This window comes from Mediterraneibacter catenae, assembly GCF_008691045.1.
Classification (GTDB): domain Bacteria; phylum Bacillota; class Clostridia; order Lachnospirales; family Lachnospiraceae; genus Mediterraneibacter; species Mediterraneibacter ornithocaccae.
This window is the reverse complement of record NZ_VMSO01000015.1, coordinates 1-25,581: the sequence shown is the minus strand read 5'-3', so window position 1 is coordinate 25,581 and position 25,581 is coordinate 1. Positions and strand designations below refer to the sequence as shown.

The 25,581-nt window shown below is 46.4% G+C and carries 30 protein-coding genes and 3 pseudogenes; 19 read left to right on the top strand and 14 right to left on the bottom strand.

Annotation, left to right across the window (positions count from 1 at the left end):
• Positions 1-24 precede the first annotated feature (24 nt).
• From yqeC to FNY66_RS11165, 16 genes and pseudogenes are all read left to right on the top strand, one after another.
• Positions 25-804, top strand: a complete 780-nt coding sequence (yqeC, locus tag FNY66_RS11240) for a selenium cofactor biosynthesis protein YqeC (protein ID WP_150311207.1) — start codon at positions 25-27, stop codon at positions 802-804.
• 62 nt (positions 805-866) lie between these two features.
• Positions 867-2,222 carry a selenium-dependent molybdenum cofactor biosynthesis protein YqeB gene (gene yqeB, locus FNY66_RS11235; protein ID WP_150311206.1) on the top strand — a complete coding sequence of 452 codons (1,356 nt, stop codon included), beginning with the start codon at positions 867-869 and terminating at the stop codon, positions 2,220-2,222.
• A 19-nt stretch (positions 2,223-2,241) separates the two neighbouring features.
• The gene (locus FNY66_RS11230) at positions 2,242-2,847 is read left to right on the top strand and encodes a 4Fe-4S binding protein (RefSeq protein ID WP_150311205.1); all 606 of its coding nucleotides are present in this window, start codon (positions 2,242-2,244) and stop codon (positions 2,845-2,847) included.
• A 2-nt stretch (positions 2,848-2,849) separates the two neighbouring features.
• Positions 2,850-5,444 (top strand): selenium-dependent xanthine dehydrogenase, encoded by a 2,595-nt coding sequence (xdh, locus tag FNY66_RS11225; protein WP_087151409.1) that lies wholly within the window; start codon positions 2,850-2,852, stop codon positions 5,442-5,444.
• Positions 5,445-5,607: 163 nt separating this feature from the next.
• Entirely contained in the window at positions 5,608-6,285 is a 678-nt protein-coding gene (locus FNY66_RS11220; protein WP_150311204.1) for a type II CAAX prenyl endopeptidase Rce1 family protein, read from the top strand.
• Positions 6,282-6,482, top strand: coding sequence for a DUF3788 family protein (locus tag FNY66_RS16170; RefSeq protein WP_334296423.1), 201 nt, complete (start codon positions 6,282-6,284; stop codon positions 6,480-6,482). Before FNY66_RS11220 ends, FNY66_RS16170 begins: the two co-directional genes overlap by 4 nt.
• Before the next feature lie 39 nt (positions 6,483-6,521).
• Positions 6,522-6,689 (top strand): annotated as a pseudogene (locus FNY66_RS15815) (DUF6440 family protein).
• 321 nt (positions 6,690-7,010) lie between these two features.
• The gene (locus FNY66_RS11205) at positions 7,011-7,385 is read left to right on the top strand and encodes a DUF3795 domain-containing protein (protein ID WP_087151366.1); all 375 of its coding nucleotides are present in this window, start codon (positions 7,011-7,013) and stop codon (positions 7,383-7,385) included.
• Positions 7,386-7,466: 81 nt separating this feature from the next.
• Positions 7,467-7,790 (top strand): inorganic diphosphatase, encoded by a 324-nt coding sequence (locus FNY66_RS11200; RefSeq protein ID WP_087151408.1) that lies wholly within the window; start codon positions 7,467-7,469, stop codon positions 7,788-7,790.
• A gap of 83 nt (positions 7,791-7,873) precedes the next feature.
• The gene (locus FNY66_RS11195) at positions 7,874-8,332 is read left to right on the top strand and encodes a VOC family protein (RefSeq protein ID WP_087151407.1); all 459 of its coding nucleotides are present in this window, start codon (positions 7,874-7,876) and stop codon (positions 8,330-8,332) included.
• Positions 8,333-8,380: 48 nt separating this feature from the next.
• Positions 8,381-8,776 carry an SRPBCC family protein gene (locus tag FNY66_RS11190; protein ID WP_087151406.1) on the top strand — a complete coding sequence of 132 codons (396 nt, stop codon included), beginning with the start codon at positions 8,381-8,383 and terminating at the stop codon, positions 8,774-8,776.
• A gap of 135 nt (positions 8,777-8,911) precedes the next feature.
• Positions 8,912-9,820, top strand: coding sequence for an NTP transferase domain-containing protein (locus FNY66_RS11185; protein WP_150311203.1), 909 nt, complete (start codon positions 8,912-8,914; stop codon positions 9,818-9,820).
• Positions 9,821-10,028: 208 nt separating this feature from the next.
• Positions 10,029-10,925, top strand: coding sequence for a molybdate ABC transporter substrate-binding protein (gene modA / locus FNY66_RS11180; RefSeq protein ID WP_150311202.1), 897 nt, complete (start codon positions 10,029-10,031; stop codon positions 10,923-10,925).
• Between the two features lie 11 nt (positions 10,926-10,936).
• Positions 10,937-11,641: a molybdate ABC transporter permease subunit gene (gene modB, locus FNY66_RS11175; RefSeq protein WP_087151363.1), complete on the top strand. Its 705-nt coding sequence runs from the start codon at positions 10,937-10,939 to the stop codon at positions 11,639-11,641.
• A gap of 3 nt (positions 11,642-11,644) precedes the next feature.
• Positions 11,645-12,712, top strand: coding sequence for a sulfate/molybdate ABC transporter ATP-binding protein (locus FNY66_RS11170; RefSeq protein ID WP_150311201.1), 1,068 nt, complete (start codon positions 11,645-11,647; stop codon positions 12,710-12,712).
• A 163-nt stretch (positions 12,713-12,875) separates the two neighbouring features.
• A pseudogene (locus FNY66_RS11165) lies at positions 12,876-13,037 on the top strand (MATE family efflux transporter); the annotation flags it as partial.
• Between the two features lie 56 nt (positions 13,038-13,093).
• Here FNY66_RS11165 and FNY66_RS11160 read toward each other — a convergent pair.
• The 6 genes from FNY66_RS11160 to FNY66_RS11130 all read right to left on the bottom strand — a co-directional run bounded on the left by FNY66_RS11160 (position 13,094) and on the right by FNY66_RS11130 (position 17,928).
• On the bottom strand, positions 13,094-14,776 hold the full coding sequence (locus FNY66_RS11160) for a recombinase family protein (RefSeq protein ID WP_007860184.1): 1,683 nt from the start codon (positions 14,774-14,776) through the stop codon (positions 13,094-13,096).
• Positions 14,777-14,871: 95 nt separating this feature from the next.
• The gene (locus FNY66_RS15810; protein WP_205123935.1) at positions 14,872-15,558 is read right to left on the bottom strand and encodes a DUF6870 family protein; all 687 of its coding nucleotides are present in this window, start codon (positions 15,556-15,558) and stop codon (positions 14,872-14,874) included.
• 47 nt (positions 15,559-15,605) lie between these two features.
• On the bottom strand, positions 15,606-15,848 hold the full coding sequence (locus FNY66_RS11145; protein WP_002604473.1) for a helix-turn-helix domain-containing protein: 243 nt from the start codon (positions 15,846-15,848) through the stop codon (positions 15,606-15,608).
• The gene (locus FNY66_RS11140) at positions 15,832-16,269 is read right to left on the bottom strand and encodes a sigma-70 family RNA polymerase sigma factor (RefSeq protein WP_002604474.1); all 438 of its coding nucleotides are present in this window, start codon (positions 16,267-16,269) and stop codon (positions 15,832-15,834) included. Before FNY66_RS11140 ends, FNY66_RS11145 begins: the two co-directional genes overlap by 17 nt.
• 473 nt (positions 16,270-16,742) lie before the next feature.
• The gene (gene rlmN, locus FNY66_RS11135; RefSeq protein WP_002584956.1) at positions 16,743-17,726 is read right to left on the bottom strand and encodes a 23S rRNA (adenine(2503)-C(2))-methyltransferase RlmN; all 984 of its coding nucleotides are present in this window, start codon (positions 17,724-17,726) and stop codon (positions 16,743-16,745) included.
• 16 nt (positions 17,727-17,742) lie between these two features.
• On the bottom strand, positions 17,743-17,928 hold the full coding sequence (locus tag FNY66_RS11130; RefSeq protein WP_003431289.1) for a cysteine-rich KTR domain-containing protein: 186 nt from the start codon (positions 17,926-17,928) through the stop codon (positions 17,743-17,745).
• Positions 17,929-18,326: 398 nt separating this feature from the next.
• On the opposite strand from FNY66_RS11130, the gene FNY66_RS11125 reads away from it, so the two are divergent.
• The 3 genes from FNY66_RS11125 to FNY66_RS11115 all read left to right on the top strand — a co-directional run bounded on the left by FNY66_RS11125 (position 18,327) and on the right by FNY66_RS11115 (position 20,509).
• Positions 18,327-18,683 (top strand): helix-turn-helix transcriptional regulator, encoded by a 357-nt coding sequence (locus FNY66_RS11125; protein WP_002584957.1) that lies wholly within the window; start codon positions 18,327-18,329, stop codon positions 18,681-18,683.
• Between the two features lie 201 nt (positions 18,684-18,884).
• Positions 18,885-19,214: a plasmid mobilization protein gene (locus tag FNY66_RS11120; protein WP_002584958.1), complete on the top strand. Its 330-nt coding sequence runs from the start codon at positions 18,885-18,887 to the stop codon at positions 19,212-19,214.
• On the top strand, positions 19,175-20,509 hold the full coding sequence (locus FNY66_RS11115; RefSeq protein ID WP_007860193.1) for a relaxase/mobilization nuclease domain-containing protein: 1,335 nt from the start codon (positions 19,175-19,177) through the stop codon (positions 20,507-20,509). The genes FNY66_RS11120 and FNY66_RS11115 overlap by 40 nt, the downstream gene beginning before the upstream one ends.
• Before the next feature lie 70 nt (positions 20,510-20,579).
• Here FNY66_RS11115 and FNY66_RS11110 read toward each other — a convergent pair whose 3' ends face one another.
• From FNY66_RS11110 to FNY66_RS11070, 8 genes and pseudogenes are all read right to left on the bottom strand, one after another.
• Positions 20,580-21,341, bottom strand: a complete 762-nt coding sequence (locus FNY66_RS11110) for a hypothetical protein (protein WP_007860195.1) — start codon at positions 21,339-21,341, stop codon at positions 20,580-20,582.
• Positions 21,342-21,707: 366 nt separating this feature from the next.
• Positions 21,708-21,917, bottom strand: a complete 210-nt coding sequence (locus FNY66_RS11105; RefSeq protein ID WP_007860197.1) for a transposon-transfer assisting family protein — start codon at positions 21,915-21,917, stop codon at positions 21,708-21,710.
• Between the two features lie 280 nt (positions 21,918-22,197).
• Positions 22,198-22,923: pseudogene (mobQ, locus tag FNY66_RS11100) on the bottom strand (MobQ family relaxase); the annotation flags it as partial.
• Positions 22,889-23,248, bottom strand: coding sequence for a DUF3847 domain-containing protein (locus tag FNY66_RS11095; RefSeq protein ID WP_016147247.1), 360 nt, complete (start codon positions 23,246-23,248; stop codon positions 22,889-22,891). The pseudogene mobQ and the gene FNY66_RS11095, both read right to left, overlap by 35 nt.
• Positions 23,249-23,605: 357 nt before the next feature.
• Positions 23,606-24,100, bottom strand: coding sequence for a lincosamide nucleotidyltransferase Lnu(C) (lnu(C), locus tag FNY66_RS11085; RefSeq protein ID WP_016147248.1), 495 nt, complete (start codon positions 24,098-24,100; stop codon positions 23,606-23,608).
• 65 nt (positions 24,101-24,165) lie between these two features.
• On the bottom strand, positions 24,166-24,357 hold the full coding sequence (locus tag FNY66_RS11080; protein WP_016147249.1) for a hypothetical protein: 192 nt from the start codon (positions 24,355-24,357) through the stop codon (positions 24,166-24,168).
• Between the two features lie 136 nt (positions 24,358-24,493).
• The gene (locus tag FNY66_RS11075) at positions 24,494-24,838 is read right to left on the bottom strand and encodes a TnpV protein (protein ID WP_016147250.1); all 345 of its coding nucleotides are present in this window, start codon (positions 24,836-24,838) and stop codon (positions 24,494-24,496) included.
• On the bottom strand, positions 24,835-25,581 hold a 747-nt coding region (locus FNY66_RS11070), incomplete at its 5' end, for a DUF4368 domain-containing protein (protein ID WP_150311200.1). The genes FNY66_RS11070 and FNY66_RS11075, both read right to left, overlap by 4 nt.

Genomic DNA, 25,581 nt, shown 5'->3' with positions numbered 1-25,581 from the left:
AATAACAGTTCAGGATCAACTGAGATGATTTATATTTACAATGAGGACAGGCTGTGTGAGACAGACTCCTTAAGACAGGCGCTGAAACTGGAGACCGAAGGGATCCGGGGACAGCGCCCGGTCGTATCGGCGGTCGGAGCAGGGGGAAAGACAACAACCCTGCACCGGTTAGCTGATGAGTATGTCCGCGCGGGTATTCCTGTGATCGTGACGACCACGACACATATCATGAAAGAGGACAGAGAGTGGTTCCTGTCCGGATTGTTGGAAGAGAAGATAAGAGAACAATTACAGAAGGCAGGTCAGGTGTGGATTGGAGCGCCTGCGCCCGGCGGGAAGCTTGCGAGGCTTTCCGATCATGAGATTGAGAAACTCCTGCGGTGGGAAGTTCCCCTGCTCATAGAGGCGGATGGGGCGAAAAGGCTTCCGCTTAAAGTGCCTGCAGACCATGAACCGGTCATCCTGCCGGAGACGACGCATGTCCTGTCCGTGTATGGTCTGGACAGTGTCGGGAAAAGGATAGAGGAAACCGTATTCCGCTCGGAATTGGCGGAGAAACTACTGAATAAGAAAAGAACCGAATGTGTTACGGCTGAGGATATTGCAGTGCTCGCCGCAGCGAGATCTGCGGGGAGAAAAGGATGTCCTGGTTCAGCCGTATATACAGTCGTTTTGAATAAAGCAGACGATAAAAGACGAATAGATACCGCCCTTGAGATATGCCGGGAGCTTAGGAAAAGAGGAATCCGGCAGGTGATCGTGACCGGACAGGAGTCCGGAGCACAGAGGGCGGGGACTATATAACAGTAACACTGGTCCGGTCATGCGGGACTGGAACGGTACAGCAGAAAGGCAGATACAGACGAATGAAAATATTGATCAGAGGAGCCGGGGACCTGGCGACAGGGATCGCCTCCAGACTCTACGGGGCAGGGCATCAGATCCTTATGACCGAGATAGCTGTTCCGCTCACTGTACGGCGTACGGTAGCGCTCTCGAGAGCAGTTTATGAGGGGAGCGCGCAGGTAGAGGAGATGAAGGGCGTCCTTGTGAAAGACCAGGCGGGGGCAGAGCAAGTCATGGAGAACGGTGATATTGCGGTCGTGGTGGACGAAAAAGCCGTCTGCTGTGAATGGTTCCGACCGGATGTGATCGTGGACGCGATCCTTGCAAAGAAAAATCTCGGGACGAAGATCACGGACGCTCCGTTTGTCATTGGCGTGGGCCCGGGATTTACAGCCGGAGTTGACTGTAACTGTGTGGTGGAGACAAAACGAGGTCACACTCTGGGAAATATTATCTGGAGAGGAGCGGCTATTCCAAATACCGGAGTTCCGGGAAATGTGGCAGGATATACAATTGAGCGTCTGATCCGTGCAGAAGCTGCCGGTATATTGGAGCCGAAAGCAAAGATTGGTGATTATGTTGAGAAAAGCTCAGTTGTTGCAGTGACAGGGGGAGTACCGGTATATGCACAGATGACAGGGATTGTGCGCGGGATGCTCCAACCCGGTGTACAGGTGAGTAAGAATCTTAAGATCGGGGATATCGATGCAAGGGCGGAAATCTCTCACTGCTATACGATTTCCGACAAGGCGAGAGCCATCGGGGGTGGCGTGCTCGAAGCAGTCACGGGATTTGAGCGGATGAAAGATGAGTTTGCCATTGTCGTCCTTGCCGCGGGAGCGGGAACAAGGTTCGGCGGAAACAAGCTGAACGCACTTGTAAGGAATAAGCCTCTTTACGAGCATACACTAGAGAGAGTAGAGGCATTCAGTGCATTTCCGGCATATATTGTCACCGGATCAGAGGAAATCGCCCGGGAAGCAGAACAGAAAGACATCGCGACGGTGTGGAACAAAGAGCCGGAACGAGGCATAGCGCTTTCCCTTACGCTCGGCCTTAAGAAGGCGTTAGAGGACAGACCTGGATTAAAAGGCATTCTCTTTACTGTCTGCGATCAGCCGGGACTTGATACGTCGACTATGCAGCAGATCTTCCGCACGGCATCCCGTCATCCGGGAAGTATCGTATGTGCGGGGAGCGGAGAACGGACCGGCAATCCTGTGTGCTGGGACCGGACGTTTTTCCCGAAACTCCTCACTCTTGAAGGAGATGAGGGGGGAAGACAGATCATGAGAAAGTACAGAGAAAAAGTGAAAATCGTACAGGCAGATCCCGAAGAATTAAAGGATATCGACAGGCGGGAAGATTTGATATAAAAGAGAGGAGATGAGTCGTATGGCGCGGGTACGGAAAAAGAAAGTGGCGGTCGTACAGTGTCTGGGCGGCTGCGTCAGACAGATGGCGGTGCAGTCCGCAGATACAGCGGGCGCTTTGGCAGATGGAAAGCAGGAAAAGGAGAAGGGCGGAAGTAAGAACGGTGTGAACTGTCAGCAGATGATCGAGACAGAGTCTGTTGTGATATCGTGCGAGTGTGGATGCCTGGGCGGCGGCAGCTGTGTGGAAGCCTGCCGGCTTGAGGCAATCCACATCAATGACAGAGGCGCTGCCGAAGTGGATCCGGAGAAATGCGTGGGGTGCGGATTATGTGCGAAAGCCTGTCCCCGCGGTCTGATCCGGATCACCACAGAAGAATATAATATTTATCCGGCATGTGTCAGTGAGGACGCAGGGGCGCAGACGAGAAAGAATTGCGATACCGGGTGTATCGCCTGCGGGATCTGTGTCAGGAACTGCCCGATGGGCGCGATCAGCATTGAGAATAATCATGCTGTGATCGATGAGGAAAAATGTATCACCTGCGGCATGTGCGCTGTGAAATGTCCGCGCGGGGTGATCAGAGACTATAACGGGATCTTTACGGTCCGGGAAGCGAAGGTGTGATCATGAAAGAGACTTACACTTTTACAGTAAACGGTATTGAAAGAAGTACGGATCAGGATAAACCTCTCCTGAGATATCTGAGGGATGATCTGCATCTCCATTCGGTGAAAGACGGATGCAGCGAGGGCGCCTGCGGGACGTGTACTATCATTGTGGACGGCAGGGCGGTGAAATCCTGCGTTCTGACGACGAAGCGCGCCGTGGGAAAGAACATTATAACCACAGAAGGACTCAGCGATGAGGAGAAAGAAGCATTTGTCTATGCATTCGGATCGAAAGGCTCAGTCCAGTGCGGATTCTGCATCCCGGGCATGGTCATGGCAGGGAAAGCACTCATCGACAGAGTCCCCGACCCGACAGAGGAAGAGATCAAAGTTGCGTTAAAGGGAAATATATGCCGCTGCACCGGATACAAGAAGATCATTGAAGGCATTCAGCTTACCGCTGCAATCCTGCGGGGAGACGCGAAGATCGAGACAGATCTGGAAAAAGGAGATGTCTACGGCGTAGGGCAGCATGCGTTCCGTCTCGACGTGCGTGAAAAAGTGCTTGGATATGGAGAGTATCCGGATGACGTGGAGATGGACGGCATGGTCTATGCATCGGCAGTCCGCTCCAAATATCCGCGGGCACGTATCCTTGATATCCACACGGAGAAGGCAGAAGCCCTGCCCGGCGTGCTCGCCGTCCTGACAGCGGATGACGTCCCGAATAATAAGGTGGGACATCTGCAGCAGGACTGGGATGTGATGATCGCAAAGGGAAGCATCACAAGGTGCGTGGGTGACGCTATCTGCCTGGTGGTTGCCGAGACAAGGGAGATACTGGAGAAGGCGAAGAAGCTCGTGAAGATAGATTATGAGGAGCTGCAACCTGTCACTTCGATTTCAGAAGCCATGGCGGAAGATGCACCGAAAGTACATTCAAAAGGAAATCTCTGCCAGAGCCGTCACGTGACGAGGGGAGATGCAAAAAAGGCGTTGGCAGAATCTAAATATGTTGTCACGCAGACATACAGGACTCCGTTTACAGAGCATGCTTTTCTGGAGCCGGAGTCAGCAGTCGCATTTCCATATAAAGACGGCGTTAAAGTCCTTTCATCTGATCAGGGGGTTTACGATACAAGAAAGGAAATCTCCATCATGCTCGGATGGGATCCGGAGCGTGTCGTCGTGGAAAACAAATTGGTCGGCGGCGGTTTCGGAGGAAAAGAGGATGTGTCCACACAGCATATCGCGGCGCTTGCGGCGTTAAAGGTGAACCGGCCGGTGAAAGTGACATTTTCCAGACAGGAATCGATCAACTTCCATCCGAAGCGTCATGCCATGGAGGGGACATTCACCCTTGGATGCGACGAGAACGGTATCTTTACCGGACTGGACTGCGAGATTTATTTTGACACAGGTGCATATGCATCCCTGTGCGGACCTGTCCTTGAGCGGGCGTGTACTCACTCCGTAGGACCGTACTGTTACCAGAACACAGATATTCGGGGATACGGATACTATACAAATAATCCGCCGGCAGGAGCATTCCGTGGTTTTGGTGTGTGCCAGAGTGAGTTCGCTCTGGAGTCCAATATCAATCTGCTTGCAGAGAAAGTCGGAATTTCCCCGTGGGAGATCCGCTACCGCAACGCCATCGAGCCGGGTAAGGTACTGCCAAACGGACAGATCGCAGACTGCTCCACGGCACTGAAAGAGACACTCCTTGCAGTAAAGGATGCCTATGAGAGCAACCCGGGCAGGGCGGGCATCGCCTGTGCCATGAAGAACGCAGGCGTCGGCGTCGGCCTGCCGGATAAAGGCCGTGCAAAACTGATCGTACATGACGGGAAAGTCGAGCTGTACAGTGCGGCATCCGATATCGGACAGGGATGCGCCACGGTATTCGTCCAGATGGTAGCCGAGACGACCGGCCTGGGAAAAGAGATGATCGTTAACAAGGGCGCTAACTCCGAGGTGGCGCCGGACTCCGGTACAACGTCCGGTTCCAGACAGACGCTTATCACCGGCGAGGCGGTTCGTATGGCTTCCGCTGACCTGAACGAAGATTTGAAGGAGGCGGGCGGCGACCTGTCGAAACTGGAAGGAAAAGAATACTTTGCAGAATTCTTCGATCCGACAGACAAGTTAGGAGCTGACGTGCCTTATCCGAAGAGCCATGTGGCATACGGATTCGCCACTCATGTAGTTATCCTCGACGATGACGGACGGGTGAAGGAAGTGTATGCAGCTCATGATTCCGGAAAAGTCGTAAATCCGATTTCCATACAGGGGCAGATCGAGGGTGGTGTGCTTATGGGACTTGGTTATGCGTTAACTGAGGATTTTCCGCTTAAAGACGGCGTGCCTCAGGCGAAATACGGTACACTGGGACTGATGCGATCTACCCAGATCCCGGATATCCATGCAATCTACGTGGAGAAAGAAGAACTCCTTCCGTTCGCATACGGCGCAAAGGGAATCGGAGAGATCGCGACCATCCCGACAGCTCCGGCGGCGCAGGGCGCGTACTACGCGATGGATCATGTGCTCAGGACGAAACTGCCGATGGAAGATACATATTACTCAAAGAAACAGAAAGCTGTCAAATAGAGAAAACCAAGGGGATTATGATCTGTGGAGGTCATGATCCCCTTTCTGCGATTGTGGATTTTTAAATATATCGTAAGTGAAATAGCTTTTCAATAAGAATCGGCAAAGGTATAATGGACGAAAGACGGATTATATGAAAAATGGAAGAGTGATTGATTAAAAAATGTATTCGAGATTAAAAACAGATGAGAAAGTTGCATTGCGGTTTGTAGCGTTGACTTTTTGCATTGCTTATGGCGTATCTGGCGTGTTGATTGCTCTCGGACAATTTGGGTATAGAGTTTATGGTCTGGTTGATTCCATACAGCAATTTGCGATGAACATCCCGTTTGCTGTTTATATTTTATCTCCTGCGATTGCCTCCTATATTGTTTTGAAGGGCAGCGGAACAGTAAATGTGCAAGAGTGGGTCAAAACTGTATTTTTTGTAAAAAATAAGATTTCTGTATATTTGGTTATTGCTGCAGGAATCGTGCTGTTTTTCGGGTGTCATATGATAGCGGCAGGGCGTGTGGAAATGATACTTCCCATGTATATGTTTTTCCTTTCATTACCGGGTAATCTTATCATTGGCGGACTGGAGGAAGCAGGATGGATGTATGTGTTGCAGCCCCGGTTGGACAAAAAATATGTTTTTTTTTCAGCATCTGTTTTAGTCGGAGTTATTTGGATTTTCTGGCACATTCCTCTCTTTTTCATTCCCGGAACGAATCATTGTGACGGGGTGATTAATTTCTGGATGTTCAACTCGGCATCCTCTCTTGTCGGCTCTTCGACAATGACCTGGGCGGTAAAACACTTTGCAGTCTGTATGCAAAAAATAATTGTCTTGGTTTCATGATTATTTTTGGAAAAAATGAAAGAGAAAAATTTGAGGATATAAGGGATACTCTTTCTGATGCTGTCTGCAGGCGGTATGATGAAGCAAAGACCTATCGTGATGGAAAATGGGTAATGTTTGAACCGACAGATACTTCTGAATTTGATGATTATATGAAATTACTGGCTGTTAAGAGAAAACCGAATCGAAAACAGTAATTTTTATTTTGAAAGAAATTATACAGGAGGGTGAAATTTATGGAACGATTTAAAAAAGTTTATCAGCAGGGAGCTATTGATGTGGTTGAAATCTGAATCGACACAGAAACAGGTGTAAATTATGTATTTCATAGAAACGGGAATGCGGCGGGATTTACGCCATTGCTGGATAAAGAGGGAAAACCGGTAGTGACGCCGCAACAGTGATCAATTTGTTTGTGTGGAAGGATGGTGCGGATGCGAATTGGACCCACTGTATAAAAGAGCACTGGAACTTCTGGAAAATGTTTAAACACTGGATTAGAGATTAAGATTTGTACTGTAATTTATGCGTTAGTATCTGCCTATATAATTTAGGGAGAAAAAACTCTTTTTAAACAGATATGGTCAGAACACGATGGACATTTCTTAGGAAGAAATAAGAAGAAATGTGCTCAATGTTAAAGACGGTGAGAAATTGTCAGATAGATTTATAATGCTGTCTTAAATGGATAAATTGATAAGATGTACGTATTGGGAGACGTTGTCATGAAACGAGAATTAGGAATCGCCAGATGCGGACTTGCCTGCTGTTTATGTTCTGAAAATATAAGCTGTAAAGGCTGCGATTCAGGAGAGTGTCCTGATAAAGAATGGTGTGAAAACAGAAAATGTTCAATTTCTAAAAAGATTGAACATTGTTATGAGTGCAATGAAAAGTGTAGAAAAGGGTTATTAAGTAAAATCAAACCGTATGCGTTCACTGAGTTTGTCAGAAGATATGGTGAAGATTGCCTCTTAGACTGCCTTGAAAGAAATGAAAATAGAGGAATAGTTTATCATCGTGAAGGCATAAATGGCGACTATGATGATTTTGATGACGTGGAAACTTTAATAGAATATATTAGAACTGGTTGCAGATGAATCCTGAGATATGGAATTGAAAGATGTTGCTGCAGATGAAAACGATGTGAAACAGAAAGTAAAAGAGAGTGTTATTTGGATATGATGGGAAAAATCGTAAAAGTAACAGTCGACAGACCTCTGGGAAGTTATCACCCAAACCACAGAGATATATGCTATCCGGTTAATTATGGATACATAAAAGGTATAATGTCGCCGGACGGGGAGGAACAGGATGCATATATATTAGGAGTAGATCATCCGGTAGATGAATTTACAGGCAGGGTAATTGCTGTTATCCACCGCTATGATGATATAGAAGAAAAATGGGTGGTGGCACCTGTGGAGAAAACGTATTCAGTAGAAGAAATAAAGGCGCAGGTTGATTTTCAGGAACAGTATTTTAATTATGAAATCAGAGTCTGAGATTCATTAATGAATTGTTCTTGAGGATATATTATGGCGCTATAGAAGAATTACTGGTAATAAGGAAAGCGGGTGGAATGAGAATGAAATTTAAAAATCCTATGATAGTGGTAACTGATATAGATAAATCAGTAGAATTTTACAAAAAAGTGTTTGGGCTTCACGTTATTATGGATTTTGGGGCAAACAAAACATTAACCGGCGGTTTGTCATTACAGACGGCAGAAACATACAAAGAATTTATCAGTACGGATCATATATTTTTTGGTGGAAACAATTTTGAACTTTATTTTGAAGAGGATGATTTTGACAGATTTGCAGAGAAACTGAAAGAATGTAATGTTGAATATGTGCATCCAATCAAAGAGCATTCATGGGGACAGCGGGTAGTACGCTTTTATGATCCGGACATGCATATTATTGAGGTTGGTGAAAATATGAAAGTTGTCTGTAAGCGTTTCTTGAATAGCGGGATGACGCCGGAACAGATGGCAGAGCGCATGAACGTGCCACTTAAATTTGTAAAAGCCTGCATGAGATAAATTGGTATGCGTATATATACATGCAAAGGCAAGAAAGGACAGAGCAAAATGACAACTTCGAACGTCAAAGCAGTTATCAAGAGTGATATTCATAAAGTATGGGAAACTGTTTTAGCAGTTGAGAAGTATAGTATGTGGCGAAGTGATCTGAGCAAAACAGAAGTTGTAAATGAAAAGCAGTTCATTGAATATTCCCGGACAGGCTATCCTACTAAATTTACTGTTACTGTTATGAAACTATATAAACGATGGGAGTTTGATATGGATAATACTAATATGACAGGACATTGGACAGGTGTTTTTACATCCCAAGGGGAAGAAACAGAAATAGATTTTACAGAGTATGTATTAGCTAAAAAAATCTTTATGAAGCCATTTCTAAAAACCTACCTGAAAAAACAGCAGGCACAGTTCATCATGGATCTGAAGAAGGCATTAGAATAATAGATTAGGACTATCTGGTACAGAAAGGAAATGCTAGTATAAAGAAATGGTGAAGAGTGATGTTTCGATTAACAGACAGACCTACAGATGATATAGTGATAATGTCAGTGATGATGGGAGAAAGGAGACCACCACATGAGAGTCGGAGCAGTGATCGCCGCCGCGGGTAGGCCGGGCGGTTTCCGGGCATATGACAAACTGAAAAATACAGACAGAAATGTCATGTTGAGAAGGATGATCTACACATTCCGCCATGCGGGAGTGGAGGATGTGGCAGTAGTGACCGGATACAGGGCGAAAGAGACGGAGAAGAGTCTTGCTAAGCTTGGAGCGGTATTCTTAAGGTGCGCCGATTATGAGAATGTGCAGATGCTCGATCTTGCAGTTAAAGGATTTCAGTATTTGAAAAACTGTGGGAAGTTCTTTTTTTGTCCGGCTGATGTCCCGCTTTTTACAGAGAATACACTGAAATTGATGCTTTTGCAGGATACTCAGGTGGTAATTCCGGTATGTGACGGCAGGAAAGGACATCCTGTTCTGATCAATGCGGGTCTGACGGATGGTATCGCAGGATATCAGGGCAATCGGGGCTTAAAGGGAGCCATCGATGCATCGGGAGCGGAGATATGTTTTCTGTCAGTGGATGATGAAGGGGTGCTCGTGCGCGCGCGCAGCGAGGATAATTTTGAGAAACTGGCGGCGACGGAGAAGAAGACTGCTATCCACCCGAAAGTGAAACTTCAGATCATGAGAAATGAAGCATTCTTCGGGCCTGGGATGATGGTGCTGCTAAAGCAGATTGATATGCTCGGTAATGTGCGTGAGGCATGTGAGAAGGCGGGGATGTCGTACAGCAAGGGCTGGTCTTTGATCCGGACTGCTGAACAGGAGCTTGGCTGTCCCGTTGTGGAGCGAAGCCCCGGCGGGAAATCTGGCGGGATTGCACAGGTGAGCGACACAGGACACATCCTTATGGAGAAGTATGAGCGTCTGGAGAGGGAAGTCGCGGAGTTTACCGAGAAGAAATTCAGGGAAATCTTTTAGGAGGATAAGGTATAGCAGCCAAATATTTGTGCCTCCCAGCTGGCGGACCTCTAATATATGTATAAATCTGCCTCCTGACAGCACAGAGCCGGATTATCACAGGAGCAGATTTTTATTAAACACCGATTGTTTTTTAAAAAATAATCGGTTATACTTATGAGTAGAAATGTGCGCATATGACTTAGAAGAAAACAGGAGGATAAAAAGTATGAAGAAAAAGATTTTGGCAGCAATGCTTGCAGGGGCAATGGTATTATCAATGGCAGGATGCTCCGGCGGCGCGGACAACAGCAGTGATGATACGGCGTCTGACAGCGCATCTTCTGAAGACAGCGGTTCTGGTGAAACGGCAGAAGAGACGGAGATTCAGGTATTTATAGCGGCAAGCCTTAATACAGTAATGACTGAACTTGCCGATATGTACAATGAGGAACATCCGGAGGTTAAGATCACATACAATCCGGACAGCTCAGGTACACTCCTGACACAGATCCAGGAAGGATACGAGTGTGATATCTTCTTTTCTGCGGCACAGAAGCAGATGGACGATCTCGAGGCGGACGGGCTTATGGTAGAAGGAACAAGGACGGACGTTGTCAACAACCAGGTTGTAGTGGTATCATTAAAAGACAGCGGAACAAAGGTGACGGGACTGGAGAACCTGAACGAAGCGGAGAGTATCGCTCTGGCAGGCGGAAGCGTTCCGGTAGGACGGTACACGAGACAGGCGCTCGTCAATCTCGGCACATTGCCAGAGACAGATGACCCGGCTTCTATCACCACAGAAGAAGTATCCGAGGCTCTTGGCGGCGTTGAGATCAGCGAGCAGGACAATGTGAGCAAGGTGCTGACTGCAGTCGTGGAAGGTTCCTGTGAAGTAGGAACGACTTATTATTCTGATACATACGGATACGAGGATGACCTTGATATCCTGCAGACTGTAAGCTATGATCTGACAGGCGATGTTATTTATCCGATTGCACGCGTGGTAAATGAGGAAGCAGACGATGCACAGACAGTAGCGGCAGAAGATTTCCTTCAGTTTATCCTTTCGGATGAGGCGAAAGCTGTTTTTGATTCATACTATTTTGATACGAACGTATAAAGGGAGAAGTTATGGAAGAAATCATGCAGATATTAAAAGACCTGGACTGGAGTCCGCTTTTTATATCCCTGAAGACCGGAGTGGTAGCGACGTTTATCTCGTTTTTTCTCGGGATATTTGCAGCAAGAAAAGTGGTAAAGGCAACGCCGGGAAAGAAGGCGGTCATCGACGGTATTCTTACACTGCCGATGGTGCTGCCGCCTACGGTTGCGGGTTTCTTCCTTCTCCTTCTGTTCAGCCGGAGAAGACCTCTGGGGGAGTTCCTGTTTGAACAGTTTGATTTTAAAGTTGTACAGACGTGGCTTGGCTGCGTGATCGCGGCAACAGTTATTGCTTTCCCTCTTATGTACAGAAATGCCCGTGCGGCTATGGAGCAGATTGATATGAATCTGGTCTATGCGGGCAGAACGCTTGGAATGTCAGATACGAAAATATTCTGGACGGTTATAGTACCCACGGCAGGACCGGGAATCGCTTCAGGAACGATCCTTACATTTGCAAGGGCTCTTGGAGAGTATGGGGCTACCTCCATGCTCGCCGGAAATATACCCGGCAAGACAGGGACGATTTCCCAGAAGATCGCTATGGTCATTCAGGATGGCGATTACCTTACAGCCGGCATATGGGTCGTAATTGTCATGATCATCGCCTTTCTTGTCATCTTTCTTATGAATCTCATATCAGGCAGTAAGATGAAGCATATCGGGAGGTGGTAGACTATGGCAGTCACGGTAAAGATTCAAAGGAAACTTGATAATTTCCTTTTGGATATCAATTTCCACAGTGATTCACGAAGAATCGGCATCCTCGGTGCTTCGGGATGCGGGAAGAGTATGACACTCAAGAGTATAGCGGGTATTGAACTGCCGGATGAGGGGCATATCGAAGTTGAAGGCAGGACTCTGTTTGACAAGACCGAAAAGATAAACCTGAAGCCGCAGATGAGAAATGTGGGATATCTTTTTCAGAATTATGCCCTGTTCCCGACTATGACGGTGGAAAAAAATATTGCCGCAGGGCTGAAGGGTACCAAACAGGAGAAAGAGGCACGTGTCCGTGAGATGTCAGACAAGTTCCGTCTGCAGGGACTGGAGAAAAGGCTGCCGGGACAGCTTTCAGGCGGACAACAGCAGAGAGTTGCGCTTGCCCGTATTATGGCGTATGAGCCGGATATGATACTGCTGGACGAGCCGTTTTCCGCGCTCGATATGTATCTGAAAGACCAGCTTCAGCGGGAACTTGCAGAGATGCTTTCAGACTATGAGGGCACTGTTATTATGGTGTCCCATAACAGAGATGAGGTTTACCGTTTCAGTGAAGAGCTGCTTGTCATCGATCAGGGGAAGATTGCGGTATCGGGAAAAACGAAAGAGATCTTCCAGAATCCTGTAAGTAAAGAGGCAGCCCACCTGACCGGGTGTAAAAACTTCTCGAAAGCCCGCAGGATCGACTCGCATACGATCGAAGCAGAAGACTGGGGCATCACGTTCACGACGGAGCGGGGAATACCGGATTATACAGAGTACATCGGTTACCGTGCGCACGATTTCATACCGGTCTGGAATGCAGAACAGGGCGGGGCGGACGGAGCAGGCAGCGACCGAAATGGTATGCTGCGGTTTGAGCTGGAGAGCAGCGCAGAACTCCCGTTTGAGAAGAATTATTACATAAATGCCGGAAAGACGGTCTGCTGGTTTGTACAGAGAGAAAAGGTGAGGGAACTGGAGGAGAGAGGAATGCCGGATTATCTCGCCTTTGATGAGGAGAAACTTCTATTTTTGAAATAAAGCAGCTGATTTCCAGACCTAAATAAAACATGTGAAAAAGACGAGTTAAATTTTATAAAACAGTATTTACAAGATACCCTTTCTGCTATATAATCTGCCTTTGGCGTAACAGTTCAGCTATCTGTTGGGCCACTATGATTTTATAACAGAAAGGGTATTTATCATGAAGACAGTACAGCAGGATATGACATCAGGAAAGCCGATGAAGATCATCATTAATTTTACTCTGCCGATTTTTATCGGCAATGTCTTTCAGCAGTTTTATAATATGGCGGATGCTGTGATTGTCGGTAAGTTTGTCGGTACAGGCGCATTGGCAGCAGTAGAGCCGTGTATTTATGCACAACATTAGATTTTCCTTTGTGTTGAGTAGGCAAGCCGTTAGATTGCCTTGTTCTCAATCACTCGGATAACGTTGTGGTTATTCTCAATGTAATCAATAATTCGCTGGTACTCGTCGGCAAAATTGAAGTCAACCGTTATTTCCCCGTTCTCATGCACCCAAACCGCTTTTACGAGTTCAACCATAATCCCGCGGTTAAGGCTCTGAATGTTTTTGTATTTCAGAAAGGCGGTTAGATACGGGTCGTCGGTTCCGATACCATCAGCCATTACCTGCATTTCCTCTTTCAGATAGGAGATGTTCGCTTCAAGCTGTTGTATCTGTTCTGCAATCTTGCCTTTCAAGCGGCGATATTCCTCTTTGGTAATCTCACCGCTTTTCCAATCAAGGTACAAGCTGTCGGAAGCGTCATTGTACTGTTTTAGCTGCTTTTCTGCCTGTTTCAAGGAATGGGATAATCTCTTGCTTTCCCGGTTGATAACAGGCGCGTTGTTAATCCGTTCAATTTCTTCTGCAAGCCGATCTACAAGGGCAATTTGCATTTGCAACGCTGCCAATACCGCGTTTTCCAACTTGTCTTGCCGGATAGAATGTTTGCTGCAAATCTTCTTATCGGTGTAGCTACGGCAAGAGTAGTAGGCAATATCACGGGCGGTTTTGCGCCGCATGGCCTTTTTGCAATCCGCGCAACGGACAAAGCCGGACATGAGATAGACTTCCTGTTTGCCGGGGGCTGTCCTTGTGTCGCGCTTATGTAGGGCTTGCGCTTTCTCGAATGTTTCCCTGTCAATAATCGCTTCGTGTGTGTTGGGGACGACAAACCATTCTTCTTCGGGGACGTTGATCTGCTTGTGTACTTTGTAGCTTATTACGCGGTTACGGCCTTGCACCATTACGCCCGTATAAACTTCATTTTGCAATATCCTTGCAATCGTGCTGGCAGACCACAAACCATCGTTTTTGTCGGAATTAGGGTTGTTATACTTAAAGCCTTTTTTCTTCTTATAGGCTTCGGGGTTCGGCTCTCCCATTTGGTTAAGCCGCTTTGCAATCCCCATTTTACTGTACCCCTCATTGACAAACCAATGGTAAATGCTTTTGACAACTTCCGCTGCTTCTTCATCTACAATCAAGCTGTTTTTGTCGTTTGGGTCTTTCTTGTAGCCATAAGGGGCAAACGCGCCTATGAACTCGCCGCGCTCCCGTTTCATCTTGAATGTTTTGCGGATTTCTTCGGAAGTGGTCGCGGCAAACTGCTCATTGAACATTCCCCTAATAGGTACTTCAAGACCGCTTGCAGAATGGGGGTTAGCGTAAGTGTCAATAAATGGCGTGCCTGTGCAAATAAACCTTGCGCCGTGAATGGGTATGAACTCCTCCAAAAACTTTTGTTGATCGGCAAGGTTGCGGAAACCGCGTGCAAGGGATTTGATAATCATGCAGTTTACTTCTTTGCGGACAATGCAGCCCTCAAGCCGTTTGAAGTTTGGTCGCGCTGTGTCGGTGCCTGTCAATCCGTCGTCGGCAAACACGTCTACAATCACATAGGTTCCCGGCTCAAAATAGCTGTCTACAAAGTCGCGGAGTATCTTTTCTTGGTTGATAACACTCTCGCTTTCGTCCTCGTTGTCGTCCTCTCTGGATAGTCGAATGTATAGCCCAATTTTCCAAAACGGCTCTGCATAACTGCGTGCCATTTTGTCTTTGCGTATGCGGGGCATTATACCTCCTTTCCCCCTATAATTACGAGTTAATTATACCATTTTCGCCCCGTAATCACAAGGTCTTTACCCGTAGAGTTAGGGAAAGTCGGCGGTTATTTCAGACTTAAAAAGTAATCACACAATGATTGCTTTAGCGTTCTATCCTCTGCGACAAACCGTATTCTTACGGGTGTATCACCACAAAGAAAACAGTATGGATTTACAATCTGCTCAAAGTAGCTTTGCATTTTCTTTGCTGCTGGCAAAGAACTGTCAATATGGATATTACGAATATCAACCAAAGTGCTGCGGTCAACCTGTGTAATATCAACATTTCTCATTTGTTGAAGTTGTAACTTGGTAATCATCTTCTTTCCCTCCCGGTTAGCGGCATAGTACAGAATATGCGCTCCGGCTTGTACGATATGAGAAATAAGGCTGAAACGGGCGGTTGTTAGCTGCAACCTCACGGGAGTTTCACCCCGGCCCATGCTTATGGGTGCGCCGCGCAATACTTTGAGGGTGTTCAACGCGGGAGTATCATTGTGCCGCCTTGTATGTCGTCGCCCACAAGCTGCTAAACCTGTTTTACGGCGCGGTAGTTGTCGCTCGACTTTTCCCCGTAGGGGAAAAGCTGTCATGGCGTACCCGCCGACTGGCTCGATACAGACGGAATGTACCCGTTGCCTGTTATGCTGCGCACCAAAGGTCGCTTTCTTTGTCAAGTTACAATAGGCTTTGTCGGCCTGCAAAAGCACATCAACAGCGGATATGCTTTTGCGGAACGACAAATAGCCCATAACGGGAATCGTGGAAAGGGGACACGCTCCCCGCATGGGCTAAAAGATTATCCTACATGAAAAGCAAGGGTGCGGGTAATAAGGCGCACTTGCAGCCTGTTACGCATTTCCTCGTCCACATAGGAATAGGTATTGCCCGCGTCGTCTTTCAGCGTGCGGGTACAAAGTTTCGCTATGTAACCCTCGTAATGCTTCAAGATCGCGCACATGGCGGTTGTGTCGCCGTTTGCCGCTGCGGAAATGACAGGGAACGGCAACAGATTTTCAGATTTCCTAACGGTATTCATCATCTGCTTTTCCCTCCAAATACTGTTTGATTTTCGCAAGCGCGGATTTCCTGTGCCGGAAAACCGTCGTGCGTACAACATTCAGCAGTTCGCCAATTTCCGCGTCGCTCATATCCAAGAAGTAGGACAAAAGGATAATGTCGCGTTTCCTTTCGGGCAAAGCGTTAAGGGCTTCGGCAAGCAGTTCATTTTTGACGAGTACATCAAAGCCGGACACTTGAAAACGGAAATAATCGCTTTCGTATTCGTCCGTTGTGAAAAGCTGCGCGAGTTCGCTTTCGCTCAAATCCGAAAAAGTAACTTCGCGTGCTGCGCGTTTCGCAAGAGTGCGGCGGTGGCTTTTCGCTTCGCCGACCAAAGTTTTCTTTGCTAATGCGTCGTACTGATGTTGTATTCTTTCCTTGTCGGAAGAAGATAGCTCCATAGAGTTCACCTCCTTCCCGCGTGGAGTAGAGGACGGGAGTTAAGGGCTTGTCCTCTCTGCCCCTTTCGCTCCGTACCCGTTCGGGAGATGGCTCTTGAGTGCGCTTTTCAGAAAAAAGTTGAAAAAAGCAAAATGCGCCCGTCCGCAAGACGCGGACGGGCGCAAAGGAAATGTAAGCAGTAGCTAAATGTATTGACAGTTCACATTCATAGCCGGAATATCCCGCTTGCGGAGCATAGCTTTTTTTGACCGCAAAGCATTAGGCGGGTTACAGTAAATAAAAATGGACACGGCGATACCTCCCCGATACCGCCGTATCCTTAAAAAAGGGCGACTTTAATACACTACCCGCAATCCATTCTATAATAGGGAACAGCGGCTTTTGCGCAATATTAAATAAAAAAGCCGATAACACATAGGTTTTTTGACCTAATGCGTTATCGGCTCTGCGTCTATGCGTCTGGCACTTTTAATCATTTTTTTTTGAATTTATTATATGTGTTAGCTAACTGTCCACAAGCCGCGTTAATCTCTCTGCCATGAGAAACTCTCATAGTAACTTCAAGTCCTGCTTGCTCTAATTGATGTTTGAATGCAACTATTTCCCGTTTCTGTGGTGCTTTAATTCTTGAATTGCTTGTTGGGTTGTATTGTAACACGTTAATCATAACTTTTTTGCCCCGAAACCATTTTGCAAGTTGTCTTACATCTGAGGGCCGGTCATTTATACCCGGTAAAAGCAAATACGCAAAGACAATTTTGCGATTATGCCTTTCAGAATAGGATAAGGCTTGCTTAACAACATCTTCAATAGCATATATGCGCATGTGAGGAATAATACGATTTCTTGCAGATTGTGTTGCTGCGTGTAAAGATATTGTCAACTGAATTTTAAGATGTTCCTCGCGCAATTTTTTTAATTGATCGACCGGACCAACTGTTGATATGGTAATGCCGTCGGTTGGAAAGTTGAGCCCATATCTATCTCGGAGAATATGGATTGCTTTTATCAAGTTGTCATAATTGAATAAAGGCTCTCCCATACCCATAAAAACGATACGGTTTACTTTTCGACGCAACAATATAATCTGTTGTACGATTTCTGACGATGTTAGATTACGAACAAAGCCATTTCGCCCGGACTCACAAAAAATACAACCAACAGGACAACCGACTTGTGTGCTCACGCAAACAGTTCCACCATCTCGCCGCTTGATAAAAACCGTTTCAATGTATTTGTTGTCTTTCAGTTCGTAAACATACTTTTCAGTATCACTGCTTTTGCAAATATTTTTTACCAACATTGATAGATTTTTTTTGCGTGGTAATTGCTTATATAATTCTTCATATAAGGCTTTTGCTTCATTCTCGCCAATAACTTCCGACATTTCTTTGTAAGTAAATCCGTATGGATCATTCCGTACTTCCGCAGGCGTATATTTAGGTAAACGTTTCATTTTTATATCCTTTCTTCTAAATAATAAAAGTTTGTTTTTCTGTATTTTTGATTACAATCTCTAATTTTTCTACATCAATGATATGCGTCAATTTGCATTTAGGGCAGAAAAGAGGAAAATCTTTTAATACAGTATTATGAAATACTTGAACTCTCGTCTTTCCGTTACAAATCGGACATTTTATCCAATATTTTTTAAGCATTATATTTCACTCGTCCTTTTTACACAAAAAAATGCAGGTCAATCCTCAACATGAGCATTGACCTGCATTTATAATGCACAGAGCAGTACAACAAAACTAAGGCATAGCTTGCACTATGTCTATACTATATCTATACGTCGTTAGTTTTTTGTATAGCATCCGCAAAATAAGCATGACAAAAAAGCCCATGTTGAAAATGGGAAAATCCTTTTTTTCAATGCTTATCTAATACGCATGCTATGCAACATAAACGCCGCCTCCTTTTACATAAATTTTATTTTATCAGAAAATCAGTCTACTGTCAATACACAACAGGAAGTATTTAACCTAATGATATGAATTGTGTGGACATATCCAAAAAGAAAGGTGAACTGTAAAATGTAACAGGGTGAATGAAAATGGCAAAAAGACCCGTACCATTGTACGACTTTAAGGCTTTCGGGGCAGCTATAAAAGCCGCGAGAAATGAATACGGCGAGAGCCGCAAAAAGGTAAGCGACGAGTTATATATTTCCCCGCGCTACCTTGCGAATATCGAGAACAAGGGACAACAGCCGAGTTTACAGGTATTCTATGACCTTGTAACCCGGTATCATATTTCGGTAGATCAATTTTTCTTCCCGAACAGCAATGCGGAGAAATCCACCGGGCGGCGGCAGCTTGACGCGCTGCTGGACGGTATGAGCGATAAAGGCATACGGATTGTAACCGCAACAGCAAGGGAGATAACGGAAGTCGAAAAAGCAGAGGATTAACCTCACAATATGAGAAATCGGGAGATTGCAGCGCATGGCGGCTGCAATCTTTTTTTGCGTCCAAAATCAAAGGAACGCGCAACAAATACCGCCTTTCGGTGGGGGTATGGAGTAGATAGCAAGCACAGCAAACGAGTACCCGTTTGCGGAAAATGCTTGTTGGGATAATCCCAAACCCTTATACCGAAAGGCGGTGCGGAAATGGAAAACCGAAAGAGAAATATACAGATGAAGTTTTACGTTACGGAAGAAGAAAAGCGGCTGATCGACGAGAAGATGAAGCAGCTTCCCATAAAGCAGTATGGGGCATACTTCCGTAAAATGGCGATAGACGGGTATATTCTTGTCGTTGACCGAAGCGACACAAAAGCATATATCCGGGAACTGCAAGCGGTGAGCCGGAACATCAACCAAATTGCAAAACGCGCCAATGCGACGGGGACGGTTTACAGGCAGGATATAGAGGACATTAAAAAGGCGGTGGACGAGATATGGCGGTTACAAAGACGCACCCTATTAAATCAACCTTAAAGGCTGCGATAGACTATATCTTAAATCCCGAAAAGACAGACGGGAAGCTGCTTGCGTCCTCTTTCGGCTGCGGGCTGGAAACCGCCGATATTGAGTTTGCATGGACGCGGGAAGCTGCCGGAGATCGCGGCACACATTTAGGGCGGCACTTGATACAATCCTTTGCGGTGGGAGAAACCACACCGGAAGAAGCGCACAAAATCGGCATGGAACTTGCCGGGGCGGTATTAGGCGGCAAGTATGAGTTTGTTTTGACAACTCACGTCGATAAAGACCATCTGCATAATCACTTGATTTTCAACGCGGTTAGCTTCGTTGACTACAAAAAGTACCATTCCAACAAGCAAAGCTATCACTTTATCCGGCGCACCAGCGACAGGATATGTAAAGAGCATGGGCTATCCGTCGTCGTACCGGGACAGGACAAGGGAAAAAGCTATGCAGAATACACCGCCGAAAAGCAAGGGACAAGCTACAAAGCAAAGCTGAAAACGGCGATAGATACTCTCATTCCCCAAGTGAAAGATTTTGACGAACTGCTGCGCCGCTTGCAGGAAATGGGGTATGAAATCAAACAGGGCAAATACATTTCCTTTCGCGCTGCCGGACAGGAACGGTTTACCCGCACAAAGACGCTCGGCGCGGCCTATACGGAAGAAGCGATAAAGGAGCGTATCAAGGGCGTGTATGTTGCCAAAACAAAAACGCTGCGGGAAGATAAGAAAATCCGGCTTGTCGTCGATCTTGAAAACAGTATCAAAGCCCAACAGTCGGCGGGCTATGAACGGTGGGCGAAAATCCATAATCTGAAACAGGCTGCTAAAAGCATGAACTTCCTAACCGAAAACAAGATTGAGTATTACAGCGACCTTGAAAGCAAAATTGCGGATATTATGACCGCCCATGACGCGGCGGCAAGGGCGGTTAAAGAGGTAGAACAGCGTATGTCTGATTTGTCGCTGCTTATCAAGCACACCACCACATACCGACAGTTAAAACCGATTTACGAGGAATACAAGAAGTCGCGGGACAAGGAAAAGTATCTGCGGGGGCATGAAAGCGAAATTATCCTGTTTGAAGCTGCGGCAAAGGCACTCCGGGAAATGCAGATAAAGAAGCTGCCCGATCTCGCCGCGCTGCGCAAGGAGTATAGCAGCTTAAACGACAGGAAAAGCAAATTGTATGAGGATTACCGCCAAGCGAAAAAGCAAATGCAGGAGTACGGCATTGTCAAAAAGAACGTCGATAGTATTCTTTACCCGTCCCAAAGCAAGGCGCGGGAGCAGGAGCGATAAACCAAACATAAATAAAAAGGACAGTCGATTTACTCGGCTGTCCTTACTGGTACTGCTTGATAACTCAAGATTACTTTTCCCAAGTAAAGCGGAGATACCGGCTGGCAAGAATCTGCCCTCCATCATCAAAACAAATCACCGTACTGGGATTATCCGGAGTAATTGTCATTGTTTCTAATTCTGAACCATTAGCGTCATAACAAATGATTTCCACCGAACCAACTTCACTCCCTAATTCAAAGGTTTGATAGTCAGTAACTTCCTCTGGGGTGTAATCTGTTTTGGAGATTTCCGAATGGTTTTCATCATAATATATCATGGAAAAAGATGTTGTCGGTTGTTGAATTTCAAATGTAACTTGGCAGGAATAATCAATTCCTGTCATGGCACATTGATCAGTGATTTCCATGCGGTCAAAATAAGTTTCTGTATCAAAATATACCCCTTCTTCATCATGATACAGATAGTAAGCTGTAACAGAGTTTTCGGATTCCTCTTGCGGAAGATATGCTATCGCGCCTTCAGCACCCACGGAATCATTGTCCAAGTTTGCCCCAAACGTCATACTGGTAAAGTTCTGATCTCCAGCATAAGCAACATCTGCACTGGCAGAGAAATAATATACGCAAGCAGCGTCCAAATCAAATGAGTAGCTATTATCTGCAAAATCCGCATAGACCTTTGTATTTTCCGGCAACTCTTGCTCATTGTTTATAAAAATTGCCCCTATCGCCGATTCATAATCAGGCGTAAAATTATCCTGCGATGAATTGCAGGCCGTCATACTTACCAATAAAGCTGCCATCGAAATGGCACATAGAAGTTTCCTCATTCCTTTGCACCTCATTTATTGAATTTAGAGTTCTAAAAAGCACAATGTGCTTTTTTATTATACCATATCCAACTGTTTCATTCTACCAAGAAATATGAAAAGACATGGATTAAAGAAAATGGGTTTTACTATCACCCATGCAAATTCAAAATTGTTGCTCGGTTAATTTAGAAAAGCAAGGGTAACAAGTGGAATGTTAAGGGCTGAAAACGCCTGTATTTCTGCGGCTTCCAGCGCGGGGAAACGGCGTAGACGATACTTTATATTCAAACCCGCAAAAACGGCTTTCTAATTGTCCACGCAAGGACAAAAAAGAACAGGGGCGCGGCGCCGGAAATCGGCAACCGCGCCCCTGTTTTCTATGGACTATTCCTCGTCGGTCAAGATAAACTCCCGTTCAGAAAACTCGCTGTCCGTCATGGCTTGCAGCTTGTTTACCGTTGCGGCGGCAAGCTGACGCATATCCTCGTCCATGTAGGGCATGGCGGCAAGGATATTTTCAAGCGTTGTTTCTCGGCTGTCCTCGGCGTAGATCGCAACAATGTTTTCTTCCTCTATGGTAAAGCAGATATTCATGCTATCAAACCTCCAAATCCTTTTTATGCTCTTTCTGTTTATCTTTCGGCTGCTGCGCCGCCTGTTTCTTATACTCGTCCAGCTTTTTCAGAATAGAGGGCTTTTTCTGCGGCTGCTCCCGTTTCTCGGCTTTTACCGCTTTCGCAAGGTCGGTAACGGAAATTGCTTCGCCCGCCTTTGCCCGCTGCTCCAAATCTGCGACGGTGGGCGTTTGCGGCGTGTTATTGATAATCCCGTCAAAATTGTTGTCGTTCTGCTCTATGGTGTCCTCGACGTGCTTTGCCCGGACGGTTGCGCCCTCATGAACGGTGGGAAGAAGCTCCACGCCCTGACGCTCATAGCTTCGGTGGTCGATACGAACGTCAAGCTCCTTTTCCGCAAACTTGGCATTGCATAGCTCCGCCCATGTCTGCCGCCAGTATTCCAGCGTTTCGGGACTGCCCCAGTCGGTAGTGGGAACGGCGTTGAAAACAAACTCGCCGTTCTGGTCTCGGATACGGTTGCCGTCCTCGTCCAGCTCATACACCCGGCGTTGCTTTAGCCCCCATTTGCCGTCCTGCTCGATGGGGCGGATAGGGCAAAGCACATGAAAATGCGGGTTTGGTATGCCGCCGTCCTCACGGTCTGGCTGGTGTACGGCGAAGTCAACCACCATGCCACGGCTCACAAAGTTCTCCAACAAAAATTGCCTTGCAAGAGCGATGTTTTCCTCAAGGGAAAATTCATTCTGCAAGGCAATGTCAAAGCTGTATGCAAGCTGGGCGTTCTTTCCACGCTCGGCTTTTTCCACGGCGTTCCATAGCGTCTGGCGGTCTGCGTATTCGGGCGGTGCATGGGACGGCAGGAGAATGTCAGAGCAGATCACGCCGCCCTTTCGGGTGTAGTCGCTGTACTCTCCGTAATACTCGCTATACAATCGCTCCCCGGCACGGTAGGCGGCAGAAGCAATAGCGGACTGTCCTGCGCTTCGCTTAGTCTGTGTGACACTCAGATGAAATAGCGCCATTGGCTTTCAACTCCTTTTCTCTGTTTGCTTGCTTGATGTGGGTAATCGCCATGTGACGGACGGCTCGCTGGACTTCGGACAGAGAAAAGATGTACTCCATCAGCTCTGTCATTTCGGTGCGTGTGAGATCTTTGACCTCCGGGGCAAGGCTCTCAATCGTGCCGCCCAGATTGCAAAGACGATGGGTGCGTTTCTGCCTTTCGCCTTTCTCCAGATATTTCTTTCTGTTCTCAAGACGGTTGAGCTTGTGCTTCTCCTGTGCAAGCTGCGTCTCAGCTCGTTCCTTTTCGGCTCGGAGCTGTTCAAGGGTTTTCGGTTTTGTCATTGTGCTTGACCTCCTTTTTTGATTTTGGGGATAAAAAAAGACCGTCAACTTTTCGCATAGTGCGACCAGTCAACGGTCAGTTTTTCGGTATTCAGTTTTTCAAACTTGCTGGCGACGAACAGCATTTTATGCTGTTTGCGGACGGCAAGTCCACAAGGGATAGCCGCTTTAGCGGCGCAAGGGGGTGTAGCCACCTTGACGGAACGAAGTGACGCAACATTCTCGGTCAAGCAGTTTTCTTCTGCTGACGGAGAATGAAGCTCCGCAGGACGCACGATACTCCCGATAGGAGAGTATAGAAGTGCGCCCTTTAGTTCCTAAAGGGATTTTATCAGTGCGACAAACTGAAATTTGTAGTTATCTATACTCATTTGGAATTTCGATATGAAATGTCTCACACAATAACTTCACATCATGCACATCATTCTCATCAAATTCGTATCCCAGATGGAACATTACTTGACTATATGGTTCAATACAGGAAACCTCTATCTCCTCAATTTTTCCTTTGCCCGAAAAAGTTTCTATCGGAAAACAATCCCCCTCATAAAGAATTTCACCTTCGCCCGTATATTCAAAACAATGCAAATCAACAATTCTGTTTTTCGCATCTTCCCATACAGTATGGTTCAATGTTGTATATTCCATCTTAATCTCATAAAAGTCATTAGCTTTCATCATCTCTATAAAGTTCTGATAATCTTTCTTTTCTACAAAAATATCAATATCGTTATGGGCTCTTGACTGATATCCAAGAAGAGCATCTACACCCCAGCCGCCATCAAGAAAGACTTTAATCTCCGCATCTATTGCAAATTGAAGAATCTGTTTTACATCTGTTATATTGACCATCTTATCATCTCCGCAAAATTCCGATTTTTCGTTCTCTGCGACTTCCCAATAAACTTGAATTTCACTTACTTAGATAATGGCAATGTCAATTTTCCTGATAATAAAAAATACAGCAGAAGTAAACCAACTATAATTAGAATACCGCCAACCACTTTAATGCCAATTCGATTAACCTTGTTATTTTTTATAATTTTATTTGCAAAAACCAATAGTAGCGCACCAACTACTATAATAAAAACAGATATTAACGGATACATGAGTTTTCTCCTTTCAAATTCCGATTTGTTGCTCAATTTCGTATTCAAATTATACCATAAAACTTGTGAACAATTCTACCGCAACTTTGGACTATATGAGAAAAGTCCGAACAGTTTTCTGCCCGGACTTCCTCGCTCAATTATAAATCAACTCTGCTTTCACAACTTCCTCTGCCTGCGCCTTGCAAGCGTTCATCTGCCGCACCCATTCCATTTGGTTTTCAGCTTTCAGTTGCTCGGTCACGCCGTTTTGCTCTGCCAGTGACCGCACGATCAGCTCCATGCGGTTTCGTGCCGCTTCTTCAATCTCGGCGCAATGTTCAAAGAGCTTGTCGGATAGCACCAGTTCATTGAACAGTATCGGGCGGTGCATTTCTAAATACGCCTTGCGAAGTCTGCCGTAGTGTCCGATGGGCTTGGTCTTGCGGATAATGATGTTCGGGATAAGATAATCGCCGTTCTGCCTGTAAGTGATATTCATGCTATCTGCGCTCCTTTCTGCGGCTCTCTCTGCGGTAAACTGCTGACAGGGACGAACACGCCCTTTGCAATGTCCTCTGCACGAATGGCGGCTTTCTTGGCTTCGATTTCTGCTTTTTTTCTCCCCTTGATTTTGTCCTCGTATCGCTTCTGCGCTCCGCTGGCTTTCCGCTTCAAGTAGTTCTGATGAAGCCTGTCCTTGCGTTCCTCACGCTTGCGGATTTCCTCTAATTCTTCCGGGGTCAGCTCCACTTCTCCAAACGCCGGGGGAACGAATCGCCCAACAAAATTGAAGTAAATCTCGACCTCCTGTGTGGTCTGTATACTGCCTTTGCGGTCACGCTCATGCACAAGGATTTTCTCGATAAACTCGTTGAGCATGGCAATGGTCAGCTTGTCGAAGTTCTCGTACTTGTCAATCAGAGCGATAAAACGATCAGCGTCCTTTTCGTGCTTCTCATAGCTCTTGACAGCCTTTTCCAGAGCAGAGATTTCGGCGGTAAGCTCGGACTGTTCCTTTTCGTATTGAGCGTCCAGAGTGGCGTATCTGCTGTCGGACAGCTTTCCTAAAATGTTGTCCTCATAGATTTTACAGAGCAGGACTTCCAGCTCGGACACTCTCTGCTTTGCGGTGGCAAGGCGTATCCGCTGTTTCTTAACCTCTGCTGTCTGCTGGCTGGACTGCGCTTCCTGCACCACACGGACAAACTCGGCTCGGTCATGCTTCGCATACTCGGCAATGGC

Excerpts from the sequence above, each read along its gene's own strand:
- yqeC (WP_150311207.1), top strand. The coding sequence starts at position 25 with ATGATTTATATTTACAATGAGGACAGGCTGTGTGAGACAGACTCCTTA.
- yqeB (WP_150311206.1), top strand. The coding sequence starts at position 867 with ATGAAAATATTGATCAGAGGAGCCGGGGACCTGGCGACAGGGATCGCC.
- FNY66_RS11230 (WP_150311205.1), top strand. The coding sequence starts at position 2,242 with ATGGCGCGGGTACGGAAAAAGAAAGTGGCGGTCGTACAGTGTCTGGGC.
- xdh (WP_087151409.1), top strand. The coding sequence starts at position 2,850 with ATGAAAGAGACTTACACTTTTACAGTAAACGGTATTGAAAGAAGTACG.
- FNY66_RS11220 (WP_150311204.1), top strand. The coding sequence starts at position 5,608 with ATGTATTCGAGATTAAAAACAGATGAGAAAGTTGCATTGCGGTTTGTA.
- FNY66_RS16170 (WP_334296423.1), top strand. The coding sequence starts at position 6,282 with ATGATTATTTTTGGAAAAAATGAAAGAGAAAAATTTGAGGATATAAGG.
- FNY66_RS11205 (WP_087151366.1), top strand. The coding sequence starts at position 7,011 with ATGAAACGAGAATTAGGAATCGCCAGATGCGGACTTGCCTGCTGTTTA.
- FNY66_RS11200 (WP_087151408.1), top strand. The coding sequence starts at position 7,467 with ATGATGGGAAAAATCGTAAAAGTAACAGTCGACAGACCTCTGGGAAGT.
- FNY66_RS11195 (WP_087151407.1), top strand. The coding sequence starts at position 7,874 with ATGAAATTTAAAAATCCTATGATAGTGGTAACTGATATAGATAAATCA.
- FNY66_RS11190 (WP_087151406.1), top strand. The coding sequence starts at position 8,381 with ATGACAACTTCGAACGTCAAAGCAGTTATCAAGAGTGATATTCATAAA.
- FNY66_RS11185 (WP_150311203.1), top strand. The coding sequence starts at position 8,912 with ATGAGAGTCGGAGCAGTGATCGCCGCCGCGGGTAGGCCGGGCGGTTTC.
- modA (WP_150311202.1), top strand. The coding sequence starts at position 10,029 with ATGAAGAAAAAGATTTTGGCAGCAATGCTTGCAGGGGCAATGGTATTA.
- modB (WP_087151363.1), top strand. The coding sequence starts at position 10,937 with ATGGAAGAAATCATGCAGATATTAAAAGACCTGGACTGGAGTCCGCTT.
- FNY66_RS11170 (WP_150311201.1), top strand. The coding sequence starts at position 11,645 with ATGGCAGTCACGGTAAAGATTCAAAGGAAACTTGATAATTTCCTTTTG.
- FNY66_RS11160 (WP_007860184.1), bottom strand. The coding sequence starts at position 14,776 with ATGCCCCGCATACGCAAAGACAAAATGGCACGCAGTTATGCAGAGCCG.
- FNY66_RS15810 (WP_205123935.1), bottom strand. The coding sequence starts at position 15,558 with ATGGGCTATTTGTCGTTCCGCAAAAGCATATCCGCTGTTGATGTGCTT.
- FNY66_RS11145 (WP_002604473.1), bottom strand. The coding sequence starts at position 15,848 with ATGATGAATACCGTTAGGAAATCTGAAAATCTGTTGCCGTTCCCTGTC.
- FNY66_RS11140 (WP_002604474.1), bottom strand. The coding sequence starts at position 16,269 with ATGGAGCTATCTTCTTCCGACAAGGAAAGAATACAACATCAGTACGAC.
- rlmN (WP_002584956.1), bottom strand. The coding sequence starts at position 17,726 with ATGAAACGTTTACCTAAATATACGCCTGCGGAAGTACGGAATGATCCA.
- FNY66_RS11130 (WP_003431289.1), bottom strand. The coding sequence starts at position 17,928 with ATGCTTAAAAAATATTGGATAAAATGTCCGATTTGTAACGGAAAGACG.
- FNY66_RS11125 (WP_002584957.1), top strand. The coding sequence starts at position 18,327 with ATGGCAAAAAGACCCGTACCATTGTACGACTTTAAGGCTTTCGGGGCA.
- FNY66_RS11120 (WP_002584958.1), top strand. The coding sequence starts at position 18,885 with ATGGAAAACCGAAAGAGAAATATACAGATGAAGTTTTACGTTACGGAA.
- FNY66_RS11115 (WP_007860193.1), top strand. The coding sequence starts at position 19,175 with ATGGCGGTTACAAAGACGCACCCTATTAAATCAACCTTAAAGGCTGCG.
- FNY66_RS11110 (WP_007860195.1), bottom strand. The coding sequence starts at position 21,341 with ATGAGGAAACTTCTATGTGCCATTTCGATGGCAGCTTTATTGGTAAGT.
- FNY66_RS11105 (WP_007860197.1), bottom strand. The coding sequence starts at position 21,917 with ATGAATATCTGCTTTACCATAGAGGAAGAAAACATTGTTGCGATCTAC.
- FNY66_RS11095 (WP_016147247.1), bottom strand. The coding sequence starts at position 23,248 with ATGACAAAACCGAAAACCCTTGAACAGCTCCGAGCCGAAAAGGAACGA.
- FNY66_RS11080 (WP_016147249.1), bottom strand. The coding sequence starts at position 24,357 with ATGTATCCGTTAATATCTGTTTTTATTATAGTAGTTGGTGCGCTACTA.
- FNY66_RS11075 (WP_016147250.1), bottom strand. The coding sequence starts at position 24,838 with ATGAATATCACTTACAGGCAGAACGGCGATTATCTTATCCCGAACATC.